Here is a 15,673-nt window from a genome sequence, read left to right on the forward strand (position 1 = left end):
ACGGCCCTCAGCGAGGGCCGTTGTTCGGTATGCGGTTCTACCGCGGTGAGGTCAGGCGCTGCACGATCTTGTCTTTGACCAGCAAGCGTTTTTCCTTGAGTTTCTTGAGATCGTCGTCACCCACGCCACCCGCCAGGCCCTTTTCGGCGTCGAGCACCTGAAGGTCTGTCTCGTCATAGTCACTGAGCAATTGCTGCAGCCGCGCATCGCTCCTGCTGCGCTCGGCGACCTCGTCTCGGGTCAATTTCAAATCCGCGAATAAATCGTGTTTGACTGGCATGACTCGCATCTCCTGTATGACTACTCGATACATAAGGCTGGCAGGGCATTATCCGGCCGTTATTGCTCGCGCACGCGGCGCGCTTCGTACGCTCTGAGGTGGACACAGGCGAAATCCAGGACCGACGGCGTCGCAGGCATTACGCCCAAGGCTGCGCGCCTGACTGAAAGGTCGCCAAGAATCTGTTCGACCTCGGTGCCTACGCCACGTTCGATGTCTCGAAGCATGGAGGCCGTGAGCTTCGATCCAGGTTCGGTCAGGGTTTTGAGATGGCGCTGACGGACCTGCTCGCCGGGCGGGTAACCTGCTGCGGTGGCAATCAGCACGCATTCGCTCATCAGCGCCAGGATCAACCATTCGCCTTCGGCGTCCAGCACATCGCAGATGGCCGAGCGCATGGTGGAGGTCACTCCGGCGCAGGTCGCGATGAAACACCATTTGTCCCACATGTCCTGCAGGATATGCTGACTCAGATTGGCTTCGAAACCGGCGTCGGACAACGCCTCGGCCACTCGCAGGATGCGTGGGGTCAGGCCGCCGCTCAATTCGCCGAACGACAGCTGATTGGCCTCATTAAGGTGCAGGATGGCGCCGGTCGAATCCCGGTCCAGGGAAATCATGCACTGCCCGCCCAAGACCGCCTCACTGCCGAAGCGCTCGGTCAGGCGGTCCAGGTGCGACAGACCGTTGAGCAATGGCAGGATGGAAGTCTGCGGCCCGACCGCCGGCGCGATGGACTCGATCGCCGCTTCCAGGTCGTAAGCCTTGCAGCAGAGCACGATCAGATCGAAATGCACGTCCAGCTGGTGATCCAGCAACAGCGGCGGCGATGGGTACTGGAAATTGCCCATCGGGCTGCGCACCACCAGCCCGTCGCGCTCCAGCTCTTCGGCCCTGCCTGGCCGGACCAGAAAGCTGACCGCGCGCCCGGCCTCAAGCAGACGACCACCGAAATAGCCACCGGTCGCCCCGGCTCCCACGATCAGGATGCGCATGGCCGATCCCCTTGTGCGGTTTGTTCATTAGGCGAGCGTAGAAGAACTTTCAATCCGGCTCAATGAACAGGATGTCACCGCATATCGCCTGCCCGTTCAAGCCGGGAACCTGTTTTCCGCCTGGCGGGGCGGGGGCACTCGTGAGGCGTGGATGGCCGCAGTCTGGCTGTTCAAGCGGGCCAGCACCGCCTCGATCACCACGCGGCTGGCATCGTGATGGAACTGCCAGACGCCATAGATGCGGCCATCGAATGAAACTTCGCTGCCCAGCAACGGATCGGCCCCCAGCCCCGCGCCCAGGCCGAACAGATGCAAACCCTGCAGGCGGCGGCCGTTTTTATCCACCGGGCAACCGCAGGCGTCCGAATCCAGCCCACCCTTGGCTTCACGCAGCACGATGGCGCTGCCGTTTCCATGGCGCAGCACCGGCAAGCGAGGCTGATAGCCGGTGCACTGCACCACGACGCTCGATTCGGCCAACGCAGCCCTGGCCCGTTCGTAATCCCCAGGCTTTGCGCCGTCCGTCTGCAACAGCTGGACGCGTACCCCGGTCTTGCCGATGCGGCCGGATTTGAGCGCCTCGCGGCCGATATCCAGCGCGCGGTAGCGCAGACCGCCGGAGCGGTTGATCCGGCCCGACACCGGACAGACATCCCTGACCGGGTCGAACGCATAGCCGGCCGCCGCCGCCTGCTCGGCGTTTTCGTAAAACAGGCGGATCTGCGAGCGATGAATCAGCGTAACTTCCCGCAGACCTGCGAACTCCAGTGCATCGGCCAGATTCTCCAGTACCGAAAACGCGCTATGGGAGCCGCCGACCACCGTGATCCGCCCATCACAGGCCAGCGCCGTGGCAAACACCTGGCGCAGTTGCACCGCGTTCATCCGCAGCAACTGGTCGGAACATTGTATATTGGCCGCCGAACTGAGCGGCAGGCGCTGCCGGGCCAGACTGTCGATCAGGTGCTGCGGCTGCTGGTGCCCACCCAGATTGAGGACCAGTGCCTGACAGCGTACCCGCCGGACACAGCCTTCCGTTTCGACCTGCACACAGAATTCATCGTCGTCACACGTGACTTCGGTGATGGTTGTGCTGTGCCAGACTTTCACGCCGTAGTGGCGCACGATGTAATCGAGCACCAGCCTGGAAGCTTCGGCCATGAGCACGCCCACATCCGTCAGCGGCGGCGCACTCTGCGCCTGGCCTCGAATGCGCCAGTAGGCGGGCGAGTATTCCAGCGGCCCGAACACCTCACGAAGTGCCGGGTCCCGCAGGCAGTCGATGAACACGTCACCCACCGAATTCGCCGTAATGCGGTATTGACCCAGCGTCCCTGCGCCGGGCTTATCGCTGGCGTCGATCACAATCAGGCCGTTGGCGGCCAGCTCGGGGAGCAGGCCGCTTTTCAACGCGTTGAACAGAAACCCCATTCCCGCGACACCTGCGCCGCCGACGACACATCCGCAACTGGTTTCCAAATGATCTTCAAACATCATGATGCTCCCTGTCATATCAACACGTAGATGCACGCCAGAAGTTCCGGATGATCCATGACCGGGTAGAGAATACGGACCCGCGCTCATGCACGTTTAAAAAGCGTCTTGAATGCCCGGACTGTAAAAACGATTAATGTATTAACTGAACTATTTAAACGTTGCCCACACTTCTGCTACCGGACCGAAACATACTGATCGGGCAGAATTGTCATGAGCGGGAATTTCTGCCGTCATCTCCACGCGCCATGCTACCGCCCCGCCAGACAGGCTCTGGAACAGGCATTTCAGCAGGACAAAGCGGTGGTGTGGGAAGGCGCAATCGGGAAACAAGCGATTTGATAGTTGCAAAGAATCCGGAGAGTGTCAAATAACCGAATACGCGGCGGCCTTGCGCCACGAAATATCGCAAAGCCTTGATTTCAATGGACGAAACAGAGAGTCATCGCTGAAACAGTGCCAGGCTTCGCCCTTATGAAACAGGCAGAACGCCGATTGATTTTTCCAACCTGGTCGGAAAACTTTACAAATAACTGCCGCCAGCGATTTGACTGGATTTACAAGCCATAAGCGATTCAGCCCTCTTCACCCACAAACAAGAACCCCGGCAGCAATGACCGGGGTTTGACAAACGTTTTAAGAGGTAAGTACGGCTCAGGCGGTACGGTATTGCGCTGTTTGCGCGGCCTGCAACGGCACACCGTGGGCAAGCTCGTCACGCAGCTCGGCCACCAGGTTGGAAATGTCACGGCTGGTCTTGAGCCGGTCCAGCGAGATCCCGGTGACCAGCAGGTCAACGCGGCTGGTGACAGGGTCTGCGATCTGCACGGTCATCGAGTAATCGGGCGCGACAGTGCAGGTACATCGCAGCGGGAGAAAAGCACCTTCGACGATGCTGCGTAGTTCAAGGGTAGACAGTCCACTTGCGATCATTTCTTTATCTCCTTATTAAACATGTAAGCGCTGCCAGGCACCGGCAGTAATAAACGGGTTTGCAGTTAAACAATTGAAACGAGGCAATCCCATTGCCTGCCAATTAATTGTCGCCACTTACTTGATCCGTCTGAACCGTTATACCCCACGCCCTGCACCCAGGCAACTTGCCCGGCTGTGGCATCGGGCTGTCTCGCGCCGCGATCCGCAGGCATTCTGCCCGGGAAAAATCGATTCATCTCCTACTTCCCGGTCGTTAATCCGCTATATGTCGTGATCCGGGAATAAAAGACTGTTTTACGACGCTCCAATTGCCGGACGAACGGTCGACCATTTGACCGCCAGGCCAGCCGGCTTTGGCAAATGCCCGCGATTGGTACAGTCCTGGCTCGAAGGCTGAACACCGGGCCTGGACTCGCCAGCGTTGCATTCAGTCCGCCGAGCGCGGCAGCCGCAGATGAATCACTGCGACCCGAGCACCCTGTTTGTCTCTGCGCTCTTCGATCGAATAAGGCTTGAAGCCCATGCGCGGGTAAAACAACAGGCCGGGAACGTTGTGGTTGTAGCAGGTCGCGGTCAGTTCAGTGGCTTCATGTTTATCGAACGCGATGTCCATCATGCAACTGATCATATAGCGGCCCACGCCTCTGGACCGTGCGTGCGGTGCGATGATGACGTTACCCAGCGAACACCGGCCGCGAAACTCGCAGCGGGAGAAATTGGCGTACCCCACGACTTCGCCATTCATTTCTATCACTGTGGAGTCATACCGCGACTCCAGCGCATCGCGCAGCTGGGCCGGGGTAAACGGATAGACCGCTCTGGGAAACATGTAGAACAGCTCGTCGGCATTTTGCGGCAGTCCACATACGACAGGGATGTCTTTTTCTTCCAGGGGGCGATGTAGAAACATTGAGCGGTAACCTTTTGAAGAAATTGAAGAAGCAGCGGTAGTGACTATAAGCGAAGCCGCACGTTTCGCACTGCGAGGCGACAGAATTCCGCCTCTGGGTTGGTACAGCATGCGTGGTAAAGAGCGCAAGCGCGAAGGGTTTAATAACAAATGGAACTAAAGTCGCAGAATATTAAGGCTACTCTTCAATCATTCGCTGCAACCCATTGAAGTCTCGGGATTTACTCCTATGCCTTGTGCATTGAATGCGTGCCGCATTGCGGGTGAACACGTCGAGGCCGGGATCGTGAATATCCATTGATGGCCAGCCGGTGCGATTTCAGAGCGTTGTCCCCACCCTCATTCAGTACGGAGTAACGACCATGGTTTCCCCCAATGACACTTATGTCGGAGCCGAACAACATGCAGGTCATCTCTCAGGCGTGTCCTGGGGGGCGATATTCGCGGGAGCCGCCGCAGCCGCCATCATGTCCATGCTGCTATTGATGCTGGGCCTGGGGCTTGGTTTCTCAGCCGTATCGCCCTGGGCCGACGAAGGCGCCAGCGCCGAGGCGCTGGGCATCTCCACCATTATCTGGCTGGTCATCGTGCAGGTTCTTTCATCGGCGCTGGGGGGCTACCTGGCCGGGCGACTGCGGGTGAAATGGGTCAATGTGCATGACGATGAAGTGTATTTTCGCGATACCGCCCATGGGTTCCTGGCCTGGGCGGTGGCAACGCTGCTGGCGGCGACACTGATCGTCGGTTCTGCCGCCAGCGCCATCGGCACCGGCGTGCAGGCTGGCGCCAGCGTGGCCTCCGGCGCGGCCGGTGCGGTCTCCCAGGCGGCGGGAGGCGCGGCCGGAAATGTCAGCGGTCAGGACTACTCATACTTCGTAGACAACCTGTTCCGCGCCGACGATGCTTCAGCGGTGAGCGACGATTCGGCTCATACGGTGGTGCTGCGGATATTCACCCGGACACTGGACAACAACGGCCAGATCAGCCCCGAAGACCGCAGCTATCTGGCGCGCCTGGTCGCCCAGCGGACCGGCTTGAGTCAGGCGGACGCCGAGCGCCGGGTCGACGAAGTCTACGCCCAGGCGGTGAAATCCGTCGAAGACGCCAAGAACGCCGCCAAGGAAGCTGCCGACACGGCCGCTGCCGTCGCCGCCGGCACCGCGCTGTGGACATTCGTCACGCTGCTGCTGGGTGCGTTCTTCGCCAGCCTGGCCGCAATCTATGGTGGCCGGCGTCGCGATGCGGCCGTCACTCATCCTGTCTACACCACAAGAACCGCTCGTTAAGCCTGGAGAAGTCGAATGCGCTCGATACTGCTGTGGATGCTCGGCATACCTATTCCGATCATCATTTTGATTGCTCTTTTCATGCATTGAGGTCCGGGCTGCAAGCCGCTTCCTCCTTCGGGGGATGCGGCTTGGGTCGCACCCGGGTTCCGAAAATGAGCACCCCCAGGACGGTGATGGCCGAGCCGGTGATCGCCCATGGAGTCAGGGACTCGCCGAACTGAACACTGCCCCATGCCAGGGTCACCAGCGGCGTGAGGAACAGTGCTGCGCTGACGGTCGCCATGGAAAATCTGCGCAGGCACAGCCAATAGAACCCATACCCGCCCAAGGTCGAGAACAGCATCAACCAGCCTACCCCCACCACGAATCCCTGGCTCAGTACCGGTGCGAGAGAACCTTCGTGCCAGGCAAGGAATGCAAAAACCGGCAGCGTCGCGCAGATCTGGATGAACAGGCCGCCGAATGCCGGAACCGGTGTCTCGCCGGCGCCTCGCTGGAACAGGCTCGATCCGGCAAGAGACAGCACGCCTATCACCGGCAGCAGGTAGAGCCAATACTCAGCGCCTTGCGCCTGCACGCCGGCCAGGCTGCTGATCAGCATTCCGGTGAAGCAAACCGCCAGCCCGGCGGACTGGCGAATGGAGGTCCGCTGCCCGGATAACAACGACAGTGTGATGATCGCCACCGGCAGCAAATTGGATATCAGCGCCGCGATACCCGGCGCAAGCCCCCACTCGATGGCCTTGGCGATGGGCGTCAGGAACCCGGCGATGGCGAACACACCGACCCATGCCTGACCGAGCACCTGCTTGAGGCCCAGCGACCGCAAGGCGCTCCAGCCCCAAGGCAGCAGGATCAGCGCCGCAAGCGTGAAGCGCCAGAAGCTGGCCAGCATAACGCCGCCCTGATCGGCCGCGTATCGGTAGCCGATGAAGCCGGAACTCCAGCTCACCACCATCGTGCCCAGCAACAGCCCGGCAATCAGGCGTGGATGGCGTGTTGCCCATTGCAGCCCCGTCTGTCGTGCGTTCATGGCCCACTCCTTTCCCTCGTGTGAGCCAGATGGTATGAAGACAGCAGTCATCCCATCAAACGAAACGATCGGCAGCAGTCATGCATAATTTCGCAACCACCCACCATGCCTTTGAGATAGACCTGCTGCGCACCTTTCAGGCGGTGGTGCGCTTCGGGCAGTTTCTGGCGGCCGCCAGTTATCTGAACCGCAGCCCTTCGGCGGTCAGCGTCCACATCCGGCGCCTGGAGACGCTGGTCGGGGGTCGTCTGCTGGAACGTGACAACCAGACCGTCAGCCTCACGCCCTTGGGCAGACGCTTTGCCTTGCAGAGCAGTGAACTGTTGTCCGTCCACGACCGCATGCTCGCCAGCTACGCGCAAACCCGCGCCTGCGGTCGGGTACGCCTGGGGATTTCCGATGAATACGCCGAGCATTTGCTGCAAGGACTGCTGGCCTCCCTCGCGGCCGGGTTCCCCGATATAGAGCTTGAGGTCCAGACCGGTTCAAGCGGGAACCTGAAAACCCGCCTGGACAGCGGTCAGCTGGATCTGGCAGTGGTGGTGGACCCGTTGGATGCCGAGCCTCTGGATGCGCAGACGTTGCAGCGCTTCGGCAGTACCGAACCGGTGTGGGTCGCGGCCCGGGACTATCATGTGTGTGCCGAACAACCATTGCCGTTGGCCCTGCATGCCGACGGCTGCCCGTATCGCAGCGTGGGCCTGGATGCCCTGACCCGGCTGGACAGGCCGTGGCGTGTGGCGATCATGAGTGCCAGCATGACCATCCTGGAAACGGCCATTTGCAGCGGGCAGGCCATCGGCATCGTCGACCGCCACCGGGTCGGCCCGCGGATGCGGGTACTGGACGCCGATGAAGGATTCCCCGCGCTGACCGTGCACCAGATTCAACTGATCGGCACACCGGGCGATACCTCTGAAGCCGTTCTGGCAGTGGCGCAGCTGATGGGGGAACATTTCCGCCGCTGAACGACTGCTGCAGGCCGAACGCAATATCCTGTAACCGATATCCACTGCCCGGCATTGCTCGCTCAACGCAAAATCGGCATTTATTTCACATTGCTGACCGGAACACTCCCATGCCGATATTTACTCTGGCCCGTCTCAAGGCGCGGCGCTTTACCTGGGCCTGCATGGTCGCCGTCATCATCGGGCTGCCGGTGGGCTGCGCCGTCCTGCAACACAAGGAACGGGAACTGGTATTTCGTATCGAGCCGGGTACCGCCAGTTGGTACAACGGCTTGCCGGCGGACGTGCAGGAGCTGGAACTCAAGGCTCCGGCTTTCGGCGCCAACCAGAATATCCACGCATGGTGGTGGCCGGCGCAACGCAAGGACGCACCCACGGTTTTGTACCTGCACGGGTCGCGCTGGAACCTGACCGGCCAGCTGTTTCGCATCGAACAGCTCAGGGCGCTGGGCTTCTCTGTCCTGGCCATCGATTACCGCGGCTTTGGCCAGAGCATGGGCCAGCTGCCGTCCGAAACCACGGTGTATGAAGACGCGCGGATTGCCTGGGCACGCTTGGTGCAGTTGCAACCCGATCCTCAGAAACGCTTGATCTACGGCCACTCGCTGGGTGGTGCGGTGGCCGTGGACCTGGCGGCCGAGCTGGGTCGCGACGCCCGCAGGCAAGAAACCCAGGTACCGGTGCGTGGGCTGATCATCGAATCGACCTTTACCAACCTGGCCGACGTCGCCACCGCACTGGCCAATACGTCGCTGCCGGTGCGCTGGCTGTTGTCGCAGAAATTCGATTCGCTGGACAAGATCGCGGACATCAACATGCCTGTGCTGATCGTGCACGGCACCGAGGACCGCTACGTACCGGCGCGCTTCAGCGAGCAGCTGTTCGCCGCCGCCCGGGAACCGAAGAATCTGCTGCTGGTGCCCGGTGGCACGCATAACAACAGCATGCGCCTCGGGCACCAGGCCTATAGCCAGGCGATCCAGACGCTGCTCAAGACTCCGCCCACCGTCAGCCACGCCAGCAAGCGAACCGAGCGCTCCACCCACGCCGGCTGATGCCGCGAACATTCTCCAGCGCCGGCCTGTCGATTCAGCGGCAGGCCAATCGACCCTTTCATGACACTCTTTCCATTCAGGAGAAACGTCATGAACGACAACCTGCATTCGCACCCGATCGTGTCCCGCGAACAGTGGCTCGACGCCAGGCGTCAGCATCTGCTCCATGAAAAAGCCCTGACCCGCCAGCGTGACCAGCTCAGCGCCGAGCGACGCGCCCTGCCCTGGGTACGCATCGAAACGCCCTACCTCTTCGAGGGCGCTGACGGGCAACAAAGCCTGGCCGACCTGTTCGGCAATAACAGTCAGTTGATCATCTACCACTTCATGTTCGGTGCCGGCTGGAAGGAAGGCTGCGACGGCTGCTCGTTCCTGTCCGACCACCTGGACGGCGCGAACCTGCATCTGGCGCATCACGACGTGTCACTGGTCGTAGTCTCCCACGCGCCGTGGCCCGAGTTTCAGACGTTTCGCGAACGCATGGGCTGGCGATTCAAATGGGTGTCCTCGGCGGGCAGTTCCTTCAATGAGGACTTCGGCGTGTCCGCATCCCCTGCGCAAATGGCCAGGGGCGACGTGACCTACAACTACGAAAGGAGCCGGGACCCTTTCGAAGAAATGCCGGGGCTGAGTGTGTTTTATCGCAATGAAGCAGGTGAAGTCTTCCATACCTACTCGACCTACGCCCGCGGGCTGGATTTGCTGGTCGGGGCGTACAACTTTCTTGACCTGACTCCCAAGGGACGAAATGAAGACCCGATCATGGATTGGGTGAGGTTGCATGATCGGTATGAAACCGGGGATGGCCGACACGCATGTTGTGGAGCGCCAGACCTGTAGCAGCGGGAGGCGTGGCAAACCATCCTTGCCGCCGAGAAACTGCTGCGTTCGCATCGTTGCTTCGCGGACAAGTCCGCTCCTGCACGCGCCGTGGGAACGGCTTGTCAGCGGAACAGCCTGTGCTGCCATGACGGAGGCGCGTCCGACTCAGGTCTCGCCATTTACTGAGAATTAATATCAAATTATAATAATTGCTATTTACCACCTCCTGATCGAGCATTGTCCTTGCGCACCTCCCTCAAATCCCCTGCCCCTTTCCTGCGGTCGGCGCTGGCCCTCGCGCTGCTTTCCAGCTGCATCGTTCACGCGGCTGAACAAGCCACCTTGCCGGCCACGCAGGTGTCTGCCGATCGCGACGATACCGAACGGGGCTACACGGCTACCAGCGCCAGCACCGCCAGCAAAAGTGATGTACCGCTCAAGGACGAAGCGCAGTCGGTGATCGTCGTGACACCCCAGACGATTTCCGATTACGGCGTGCAGTCGCTGGACGACGCGATGAAGTTTGTCAGCGGCGTCAGCCAGGGCAACACGCTGGGCAACACCAAGGACTCGCTGGTCAAGCGTGGCTTCGGCACCAACGACGACGGCTCGATCCTGCGTGATGGCGTGCGTTCGGTGGTGTCCCGCAATTTCAGCGCCACCACTGACCGCGTCGAAGTGCTCAAGGGCCCGGCGTCCCTGCTCTACGGGGCTATGGAACCTGGCGGCGTGATCAACGTGATCAGCAAACAGCCGCGCTATGTGCAGAGCACTACGCTCAGTGGCTCGGCTTACAGTGAAGGCGGTGGCAGCTTCGGGGTCGACACCACCGGCCCGCTGGGGGATACCGGGCTGGCGTATCGGCTGGTGGCCGAGCGCAAGAGCGAAGATTACTGGCGCAATTACGGCGTGGACCAGCACACGCTGATTGCCCCTTCCCTGTCCTGGACCGGTGAGCGCGCCAGCCTGACCCTGGCCTATGAGTACAACGACTACGTCAGCCCGTTCGACCGAGGCACGGTGTTCAGCAACGGCCATCCGGCGAATATCAGCTACCGCAAACGTCTCGACGAGAAATGGTCCAACACCGTAGGCATCAGCGAAAGCGCCACGGCACGCTTTGAATATCAACTGTCCGAGGACTGGAAAACCCGCCTGACCTACGGCTGGAACAACGATCGCTACAGCCTTTCGATTGCCCAGCCCAATACGCTGTCGAGCACCGGCGTGCTGAACCGCCGCGCCAACGGCGGTCACTATGATTACGAAACCCGTTACGCCAGTTGGGACTTCATCGGCCAGCAGGAAATCTTCGGCCAGCAGCACGACCTGCTGATCGGTGCCGAGCAGGAAGCATCGGATAAATACCGCGGCAAGACTTACCGCAATGCCGCGCAGAATGGGTTCAACGTCAATTCGCCGGGCTATGGCGGCCTGGCCGAGCCCAGTGTGGTCAGTCGCGCGACCAGCAACCTGCGTAACGAACTCACCTCTTCTTCGGTATACATCAAGGACAACTGGCACCTCGATGATCGCTGGATCCTGGTGCTGGGCGGCCGCTACCAGCATTACGACCAATACAGCGACCAGGGTATGGACACCCGGGTGGTCAATCGCGATAGCAACGGCGAGGCCTTTGTGCCGATGGCCGGCCTGGTGTTCAAGGTCAACGAGGACCTGTCGCTGTACGGTAACTACAGCCGCTCGTTCGTGCCCAACGACACGGTTGGCGACGATGGCAGCACCTACGATCCTGAGGAAGGCCGCAGCTATGAAGTGGGTGCCAAGTACGCTCTCAAGCCGGGGCTGAACCTGAATCTGGCGCTGTTCGACATCGAAAAGAAAAACGTGGTCAGCAGTATCACCATTGACGGGGCAACCCTCACCGATGCTGCGGGCAAGGTGAGTTCTCGCGGGCTGGAACTGGACGTCAGCGGGCGCATCGCCGAGCGCTGGGACATGATCGGAACCTACGCTTTCACCGACACGAAAATCCTGGAAGACCTGAATGACAAGGGCAACCGGCTGAACCAGGCGGCCAGGCACACCGCCAGCCTGTACCTGAGCCATCACTTGCAGATCCCGGCCGGCCCGGGCGACTGGCATGCCGGCGCAGGTGCGCGTTACGTAGGCGAACGCGCCGGCGATAATGCCAATACCTACTACATGAGCAGCTACACCGTGGCCGACGCATTCCTGCGCTGGGACGTGCCAATGGCCGGTTACAAGACCCGTCTGCAATTGAACGTCGACAACCTGTTCGACAAGCAGTACTACCCGTCCAGCACCGGCAGCCAGTTGCAGGTCAATGTGGGTGAGCCGCGTACGGCGCGTCTGAGTGCCAGCGTGACGTTCTAGTACGAAGCATATTCACGGGCGCTGCACGAGTGCAGCGGCGGCTGATTTTGTGGGAGAGAGCTTGCTCGCGACGACGGTACTTCAGATAACAGATATTTCGTGATTGCACCGGCCCCGTCGCCAGCAAGCTGCCTTCCACAGGCTAGGAATGAGCCTCAGACTGCAGGCCAACCTGCTGGCAATCAGCCTGCACGGTCACAGAGGTTGTATCTGTCCATCCATAAGCCGTCGCCGGCAAGCGCGCTCTTACGCGCACCTTGTAACCCAAACGCCGCACAGGCAGAATCCGCTTAGTTGTACGACGACAGACGAATTCTGTCTCAACAGCTACGCTCATCATCCAATAAATACAAAAAGGATAGAGACATGAAGAGATTCAAACTGATCGTGGGGTTTCTGTGCCTGTTCAGCGGCTATGTCGCCGCGGCGCCGTCGGATGAAGCCGACGTGGCAGCGGCCGTGGACAAGCTGACTCAGGCCATGTGGCACAAGGACATTTCCCAGCTCAAGGCGCTGACCGCCGACAACCTCTCCTACGGTCACTCCAGCGGCAACATTCAGGACAAGCAGGCCTTCATCGCCGACATCGAGACCGGCAAGAGCGCCTTCAATGAGCTGAAAATGCTCAACCAGAAAATCATCCTGTCCGGAGACACGGCGCTGGTGCGCAATCACTTTTCAGCTCAGGCAGTGAACAGCGGCAAAGTGGTGCCTACCGAGATCGAGAACTTCCAGATCTGGCAGAAACAGAAAGGCCAGTGGCTGCTGATCGGACGTCAGGCGTTCCGCTTCTGACCCACCGCATGCCCCGCGACCCGTTTGGTACGCCGGCCCGATATCAAGGCGTGCCGAACATCGCGGTCCAGTAGATACCGGCGTCGCTTTTCGGATCGATCGCGTACGCAACGCCCAGCTCCTTGAAACCGGGATTCATCAGATTGGCGCAGTGGCCAGGGCTGGCCAGCCAGCCATCGACCACCTTGCGTGTATCGTCCTGCCCGGCTGCGATGTTCTCGCCGGTCTGCTGCCCGACATACCCGGCCAGCTCGGCGCGGTCACCGGGCATACGGCCGTCACGGTCCTTGTGGTCGAAGTAATTGTTGTTGGCCATGGCGCGGGAATGGGACATGGCGGCGCCGGCCAGAACGGTATTCCACACCAGTGGCGTGGTGGCGGTGAACGACTGGGTACCGCATTGCCGAGGCTGGCTGCGGGCTGTGTTGACCATTTCCAGCAGGCGCTGCCCTTCGGTCTGCGAATCACCCAGGCGCGATGCCAACAGTGAGCGGGCCAGCACGATCCGCCAGTCGCGACCTTCACGGCTGACCCCGACATCGACGAACTGCGGGTCAAGCACCACCTGGCAAAAGCTTTCCTGAATGGCATCCATGGCCGACTGCACATCACGCGGCCCGGACAGGCTGATCGCCTGCACCGTGACCATCGGATAAGCCGCGCGCGCCATGGCCTGTTGCAGATCGCCGCTGCCGCTGGCAGGCAAGACCAGCCGCGAGTCGTTCACCAACGGTGGCAATTCCATCGAAACCTGCCCGCCGCAGCGTTGTGCCTGGCTGCGATAGGCGTTGATCGACTCAATCAGTTTCGGCTCTTCGGTCGCCAGGGCTGCGGTCGCGAAAAACAGGCCCAGGGACAAAGAGGCCAGACGAAAAACCGGTGACAGAACGCGCATGAGTAACTCCCTAAAGCAGAATGCCTACATCATGCGCGATTTTCCCCTACACCGCGCAACGCCTTTTTACATTCATGCTCAAAGCCGGAATTGCGCCACCAGGGTGTTGAAGGACGTCGCAAGGCGCGACAGCTCCTGGCTGGAGGCGCTGGTCTGGTTGGCTCCGGCGGCACTTTGAGTCGACAGATCCTGGATATTGAGCAGATTGCGGTCCACCTCGCGGGCGACCTGAGCCTGTTGTTCCGACGCCGAAGCAATCACCAGATTGCGCTCGTTGATGGTCGCCACGCCGCGCGTGATTTTTTCCAGCGCAGCCCCGGCGCGCTGGGCCTGCTCATGGGTGGTGGTGGCCAGTGACAGGCTCTTGCCCATCGCCGCCACCGCGCCGTCGGCGCCCGCCTGCACCGAGCCGATCATGCCTTCGATTTCCACGGTTGAGGCCTGGGTGCGATGCGCCAGGGCACGCACTTCGTCGGCGACCACCGCAAACCCGCGGCCCTGCTCGCCGGCACGGGCGGCCTCGATGGCGGCATTGAGCGCCAGCAGGTTGGTCTGCTCGGCCACATTGCGGATGACATCCAGCACCTTGCTGATCTCGCGCACATGGCCGGCCAGCTCAGACACCGCTTCGGTGGAGTCGGTGATCTCGCGAACCATGGTGGTGATGCCCTTGACTGTGTGATCCACCTGTCCACGCCCGTCCAGCGCATCATCGCTTGCCGTCTTCGACGCCTCGGAAGTGGACACTGCGTTGCGCGCCACTTCTTCGACGGCGGCGGTCATCTGGTTGACCGCCGTGGCCGCCTGCTGGATTTCGTCATTCTGCCGAGTCAGGCCGCGAGTGCTCTCCTCGGTCACGGCGCTGAGTTCTTCAGCCGCAGACGCTAACTGGTCCGACGCGCTGGCAATCTGCTCGAGGGTGCCCTTCAAGCCCTGCTGCATCGCCGCCAGGGCATCGAGCAACTGACCGGCTTCGTCGCCACGCTCGTGGGTGATCGACTGGGTGAGGTCGCCGCCGGCAATCCGCTGGGCGCAGGCAACGGCCACCGCCAACGGCCGGGTGATCATCCGGGTGATCACGAAGCCCAGGGCAATCGCCACGATGAATGCCGCCAGTACCGCCAGCAGCAGGTTCACCGTTGCGCTCTGCTTGAGTTCGTCGGCGGCAACGGCACCCTCCTCGACCTGGCGATTGTTGGCATCGATCATGGCGCGCAGCAGGCTGCGAGCCTGGAGGAACTCGTCGTCGGTCAGCCGATTGAGGCGGTCCCGAGCGGCGTCGAGGTTGCCGGCGCGAATCAGTCCGGTCACCTGCTGCGCGCCGGAAACATAGCCGGGCAACACTTGCTGCAACTGGTCGCCGGCCAGGGTTTCGTCAGCCGGGTGCGGAATGGCGCGGTAGGCGCTGAACACTTCCTGCGCCCGGTTCAGGTCGGTAGCCAACCCTTGCTGGATGATGTCCTTGTCGGCCTCGGCAACGCCGCCGCTCTGGGCATCGAGCAAACGGTACAGGCCACGGTTATGGGCATACAGGCTGGTCAGCGTCTCGCTGGTGCTGGCGACCGCCACCAGATTCACGGAGAAGGCGTGCGACAGAGCGCCGGCCAAACGGCTGATCCCGGCCATTCCCAGGCCGCCGACGGCCAGGGTGATAAAGGCACACATGATGAACGACGCAAGAAGCTTGGTGGAAAACCTGGAATGATTCAAAAAGTTCATGCTGCAAGGACTCGCTAGGCTAGGAAAGATTCGAAGGAGGATTCCTGTACGAATCAGCAGTGATGTCACAATGACTTCACTCTAACGCCAGCGTTCCAATCGTTTGTCGTCCCCGCCTGGCTGA

At 61.0% G+C, this 15,673-nt stretch carries 14 protein-coding genes and 1 pseudogene; 6 read left to right on the forward strand and 9 right to left on the reverse strand.

The features are described from left to right. Positions 1-37 precede the first annotated feature (37 nt). The 5 genes from EGJ27_RS11690 to EGJ27_RS11710 all read right to left on the reverse strand — a co-directional run bounded on the left by EGJ27_RS11690 (position 38) and on the right by EGJ27_RS11710 (position 4,615). Positions 38-280, reverse strand: coding sequence for a hypothetical protein (locus tag EGJ27_RS11690; RefSeq protein WP_125830902.1), 243 nt, complete (start codon positions 278-280; stop codon positions 38-40). A 59-nt stretch (positions 281-339) separates the two neighbouring features. Next, positions 340-1,275 (reverse strand): ketopantoate reductase family protein, encoded by a 936-nt coding sequence (locus EGJ27_RS11695; RefSeq protein WP_125830903.1) that lies wholly within the window; start codon positions 1,273-1,275, stop codon positions 340-342. Positions 1,276-1,371: 96 nt separating this feature from the next. Beyond that, complete coding sequence (locus tag EGJ27_RS11700) at positions 1,372-2,769, reverse strand: pyridine nucleotide-disulfide oxidoreductase (RefSeq protein WP_256672802.1); 1,398 nt, start codon at positions 2,767-2,769, stop codon at positions 1,372-1,374. A gap of 654 nt (positions 2,770-3,423) precedes the next feature. Next, entirely contained in the window at positions 3,424-3,702 is a 279-nt protein-coding gene (locus tag EGJ27_RS11705) for a DUF1652 domain-containing protein (protein WP_125830904.1), read from the reverse strand. A 430-nt stretch (positions 3,703-4,132) separates the two neighbouring features. Next, complete coding sequence (locus EGJ27_RS11710; protein ID WP_125830905.1) at positions 4,133-4,615, reverse strand: GNAT family N-acetyltransferase; 483 nt, start codon at positions 4,613-4,615, stop codon at positions 4,133-4,135. A 362-nt stretch (positions 4,616-4,977) separates the two neighbouring features. On the opposite strand from EGJ27_RS11710, the gene EGJ27_RS11715 reads away from it, so the two are divergent. Further along, positions 4,978-5,901, forward strand: coding sequence for a hypothetical protein (locus tag EGJ27_RS11715; RefSeq protein ID WP_125830906.1), 924 nt, complete (start codon positions 4,978-4,980; stop codon positions 5,899-5,901). A 79-nt stretch (positions 5,902-5,980) separates the two neighbouring features. Here EGJ27_RS11715 and EGJ27_RS11720 read toward each other — a convergent pair whose 3' ends face one another. Beyond that, complete coding sequence (locus tag EGJ27_RS11720; RefSeq protein WP_158619348.1) at positions 5,981-6,937, reverse strand: DMT family transporter; 957 nt, start codon at positions 6,935-6,937, stop codon at positions 5,981-5,983. Positions 6,938-7,017: 80 nt separating this feature from the next. Here EGJ27_RS11720 and EGJ27_RS11725 point away from each other — a divergent pair, with 80 nt between their 5' ends. The 5 genes from EGJ27_RS11725 to EGJ27_RS11745 all read left to right on the forward strand — a co-directional run bounded on the left by EGJ27_RS11725 (position 7,018) and on the right by EGJ27_RS11745 (position 12,935). After that, the gene (locus EGJ27_RS11725; RefSeq protein WP_125830908.1) at positions 7,018-7,905 is read left to right on the forward strand and encodes a LysR family transcriptional regulator; all 888 of its coding nucleotides are present in this window, start codon (positions 7,018-7,020) and stop codon (positions 7,903-7,905) included. Between the two features lie 110 nt (positions 7,906-8,015). Continuing rightward, on the forward strand, positions 8,016-8,960 hold the full coding sequence (locus EGJ27_RS11730) for an alpha/beta hydrolase (protein ID WP_177523003.1): 945 nt from the start codon (positions 8,016-8,018) through the stop codon (positions 8,958-8,960). Between the two features lie 90 nt (positions 8,961-9,050). Beyond that, positions 9,051-9,800: a thioredoxin family protein gene (locus tag EGJ27_RS11735; RefSeq protein ID WP_125830909.1), complete on the forward strand. Its 750-nt coding sequence runs from the start codon at positions 9,051-9,053 to the stop codon at positions 9,798-9,800. A gap of 270 nt (positions 9,801-10,070) precedes the next feature. After that, on the forward strand, positions 10,071-12,140 hold the full coding sequence (locus EGJ27_RS11740; RefSeq protein ID WP_371920854.1) for a TonB-dependent siderophore receptor: 2,070 nt from the start codon (positions 10,071-10,073) through the stop codon (positions 12,138-12,140). Positions 12,141-12,506: 366 nt separating this feature from the next. Continuing rightward, a complete protein-coding gene (locus tag EGJ27_RS11745; protein WP_125830911.1) occupies positions 12,507-12,935 on the forward strand; it encodes a nuclear transport factor 2 family protein in 429 nt (142 codons plus the stop codon). Between the two features lie 43 nt (positions 12,936-12,978). Here the strand turns inward: EGJ27_RS11745 and EGJ27_RS11750 are convergent, their stop codons facing one another. From EGJ27_RS11750 to EGJ27_RS25325, 3 genes and pseudogenes are all read right to left on the reverse strand, one after another. Continuing rightward, the gene (locus EGJ27_RS11750; RefSeq protein ID WP_125830912.1) at positions 12,979-13,830 is read right to left on the reverse strand and encodes a CAP domain-containing protein; all 852 of its coding nucleotides are present in this window, start codon (positions 13,828-13,830) and stop codon (positions 12,979-12,981) included. 78 nt (positions 13,831-13,908) lie between these two features. Beyond that, positions 13,909-14,772 carry a methyl-accepting chemotaxis protein gene (locus EGJ27_RS25320; protein ID WP_371920855.1) on the reverse strand — a complete coding sequence of 288 codons (864 nt, stop codon included), beginning with the start codon at positions 14,770-14,772 and terminating at the stop codon, positions 13,909-13,911. Further along, positions 14,767-15,549, reverse strand: a pseudogene (locus EGJ27_RS25325) (MCP four helix bundle domain-containing protein); the annotation flags it as partial. The gene EGJ27_RS25320 and the pseudogene EGJ27_RS25325, both read right to left, overlap by 6 nt. Between the last annotated feature and the right edge of the window lie 124 nt (positions 15,550-15,673).

The sequence above is a fragment of the Pseudomonas sp. v388 genome, assembly GCF_003935425.1.
Taxonomy (GTDB): domain Bacteria; phylum Pseudomonadota; class Gammaproteobacteria; order Pseudomonadales; family Pseudomonadaceae; genus Aquipseudomonas.

Excerpts from the sequence above, each read along its gene's own strand:
- EGJ27_RS11690 (WP_125830902.1), bottom strand. The coding sequence starts at position 280 with ATGCCAGTCAAACACGATTTATTCGCGGATTTGAAATTGACCCGAGAC.
- EGJ27_RS11695 (WP_125830903.1), bottom strand. The coding sequence starts at position 1,275 with ATGCGCATCCTGATCGTGGGAGCCGGGGCGACCGGTGGCTATTTCGGT.
- EGJ27_RS11700 (WP_256672802.1), bottom strand. The coding sequence starts at position 2,769 with ATGTTTGAAGATCATTTGGAAACCAGTTGCGGATGTGTCGTCGGCGGC.
- EGJ27_RS11705 (WP_125830904.1), bottom strand. The coding sequence starts at position 3,702 with ATGATCGCAAGTGGACTGTCTACCCTTGAACTACGCAGCATCGTCGAA.
- EGJ27_RS11710 (WP_125830905.1), bottom strand. The coding sequence starts at position 4,615 with ATGTTTCTACATCGCCCCCTGGAAGAAAAAGACATCCCTGTCGTATGT.
- EGJ27_RS11715 (WP_125830906.1), top strand. The coding sequence starts at position 4,978 with ATGGTTTCCCCCAATGACACTTATGTCGGAGCCGAACAACATGCAGGT.
- EGJ27_RS11720 (WP_158619348.1), bottom strand. The coding sequence starts at position 6,937 with ATGAACGCACGACAGACGGGGCTGCAATGGGCAACACGCCATCCACGC.
- EGJ27_RS11725 (WP_125830908.1), top strand. The coding sequence starts at position 7,018 with ATGCATAATTTCGCAACCACCCACCATGCCTTTGAGATAGACCTGCTG.
- EGJ27_RS11730 (WP_177523003.1), top strand. The coding sequence starts at position 8,016 with ATGCCGATATTTACTCTGGCCCGTCTCAAGGCGCGGCGCTTTACCTGG.
- EGJ27_RS11735 (WP_125830909.1), top strand. The coding sequence starts at position 9,051 with ATGAACGACAACCTGCATTCGCACCCGATCGTGTCCCGCGAACAGTGG.
- EGJ27_RS11745 (WP_125830911.1), top strand. The coding sequence starts at position 12,507 with ATGAAGAGATTCAAACTGATCGTGGGGTTTCTGTGCCTGTTCAGCGGC.
- EGJ27_RS11750 (WP_125830912.1), bottom strand. The coding sequence starts at position 13,830 with ATGCGCGTTCTGTCACCGGTTTTTCGTCTGGCCTCTTTGTCCCTGGGC.
- EGJ27_RS25320 (WP_371920855.1), bottom strand. The coding sequence starts at position 14,772 with ATGCAGCAGGGCTTGAAGGGCACCCTCGAGCAGATTGCCAGCGCGTCG.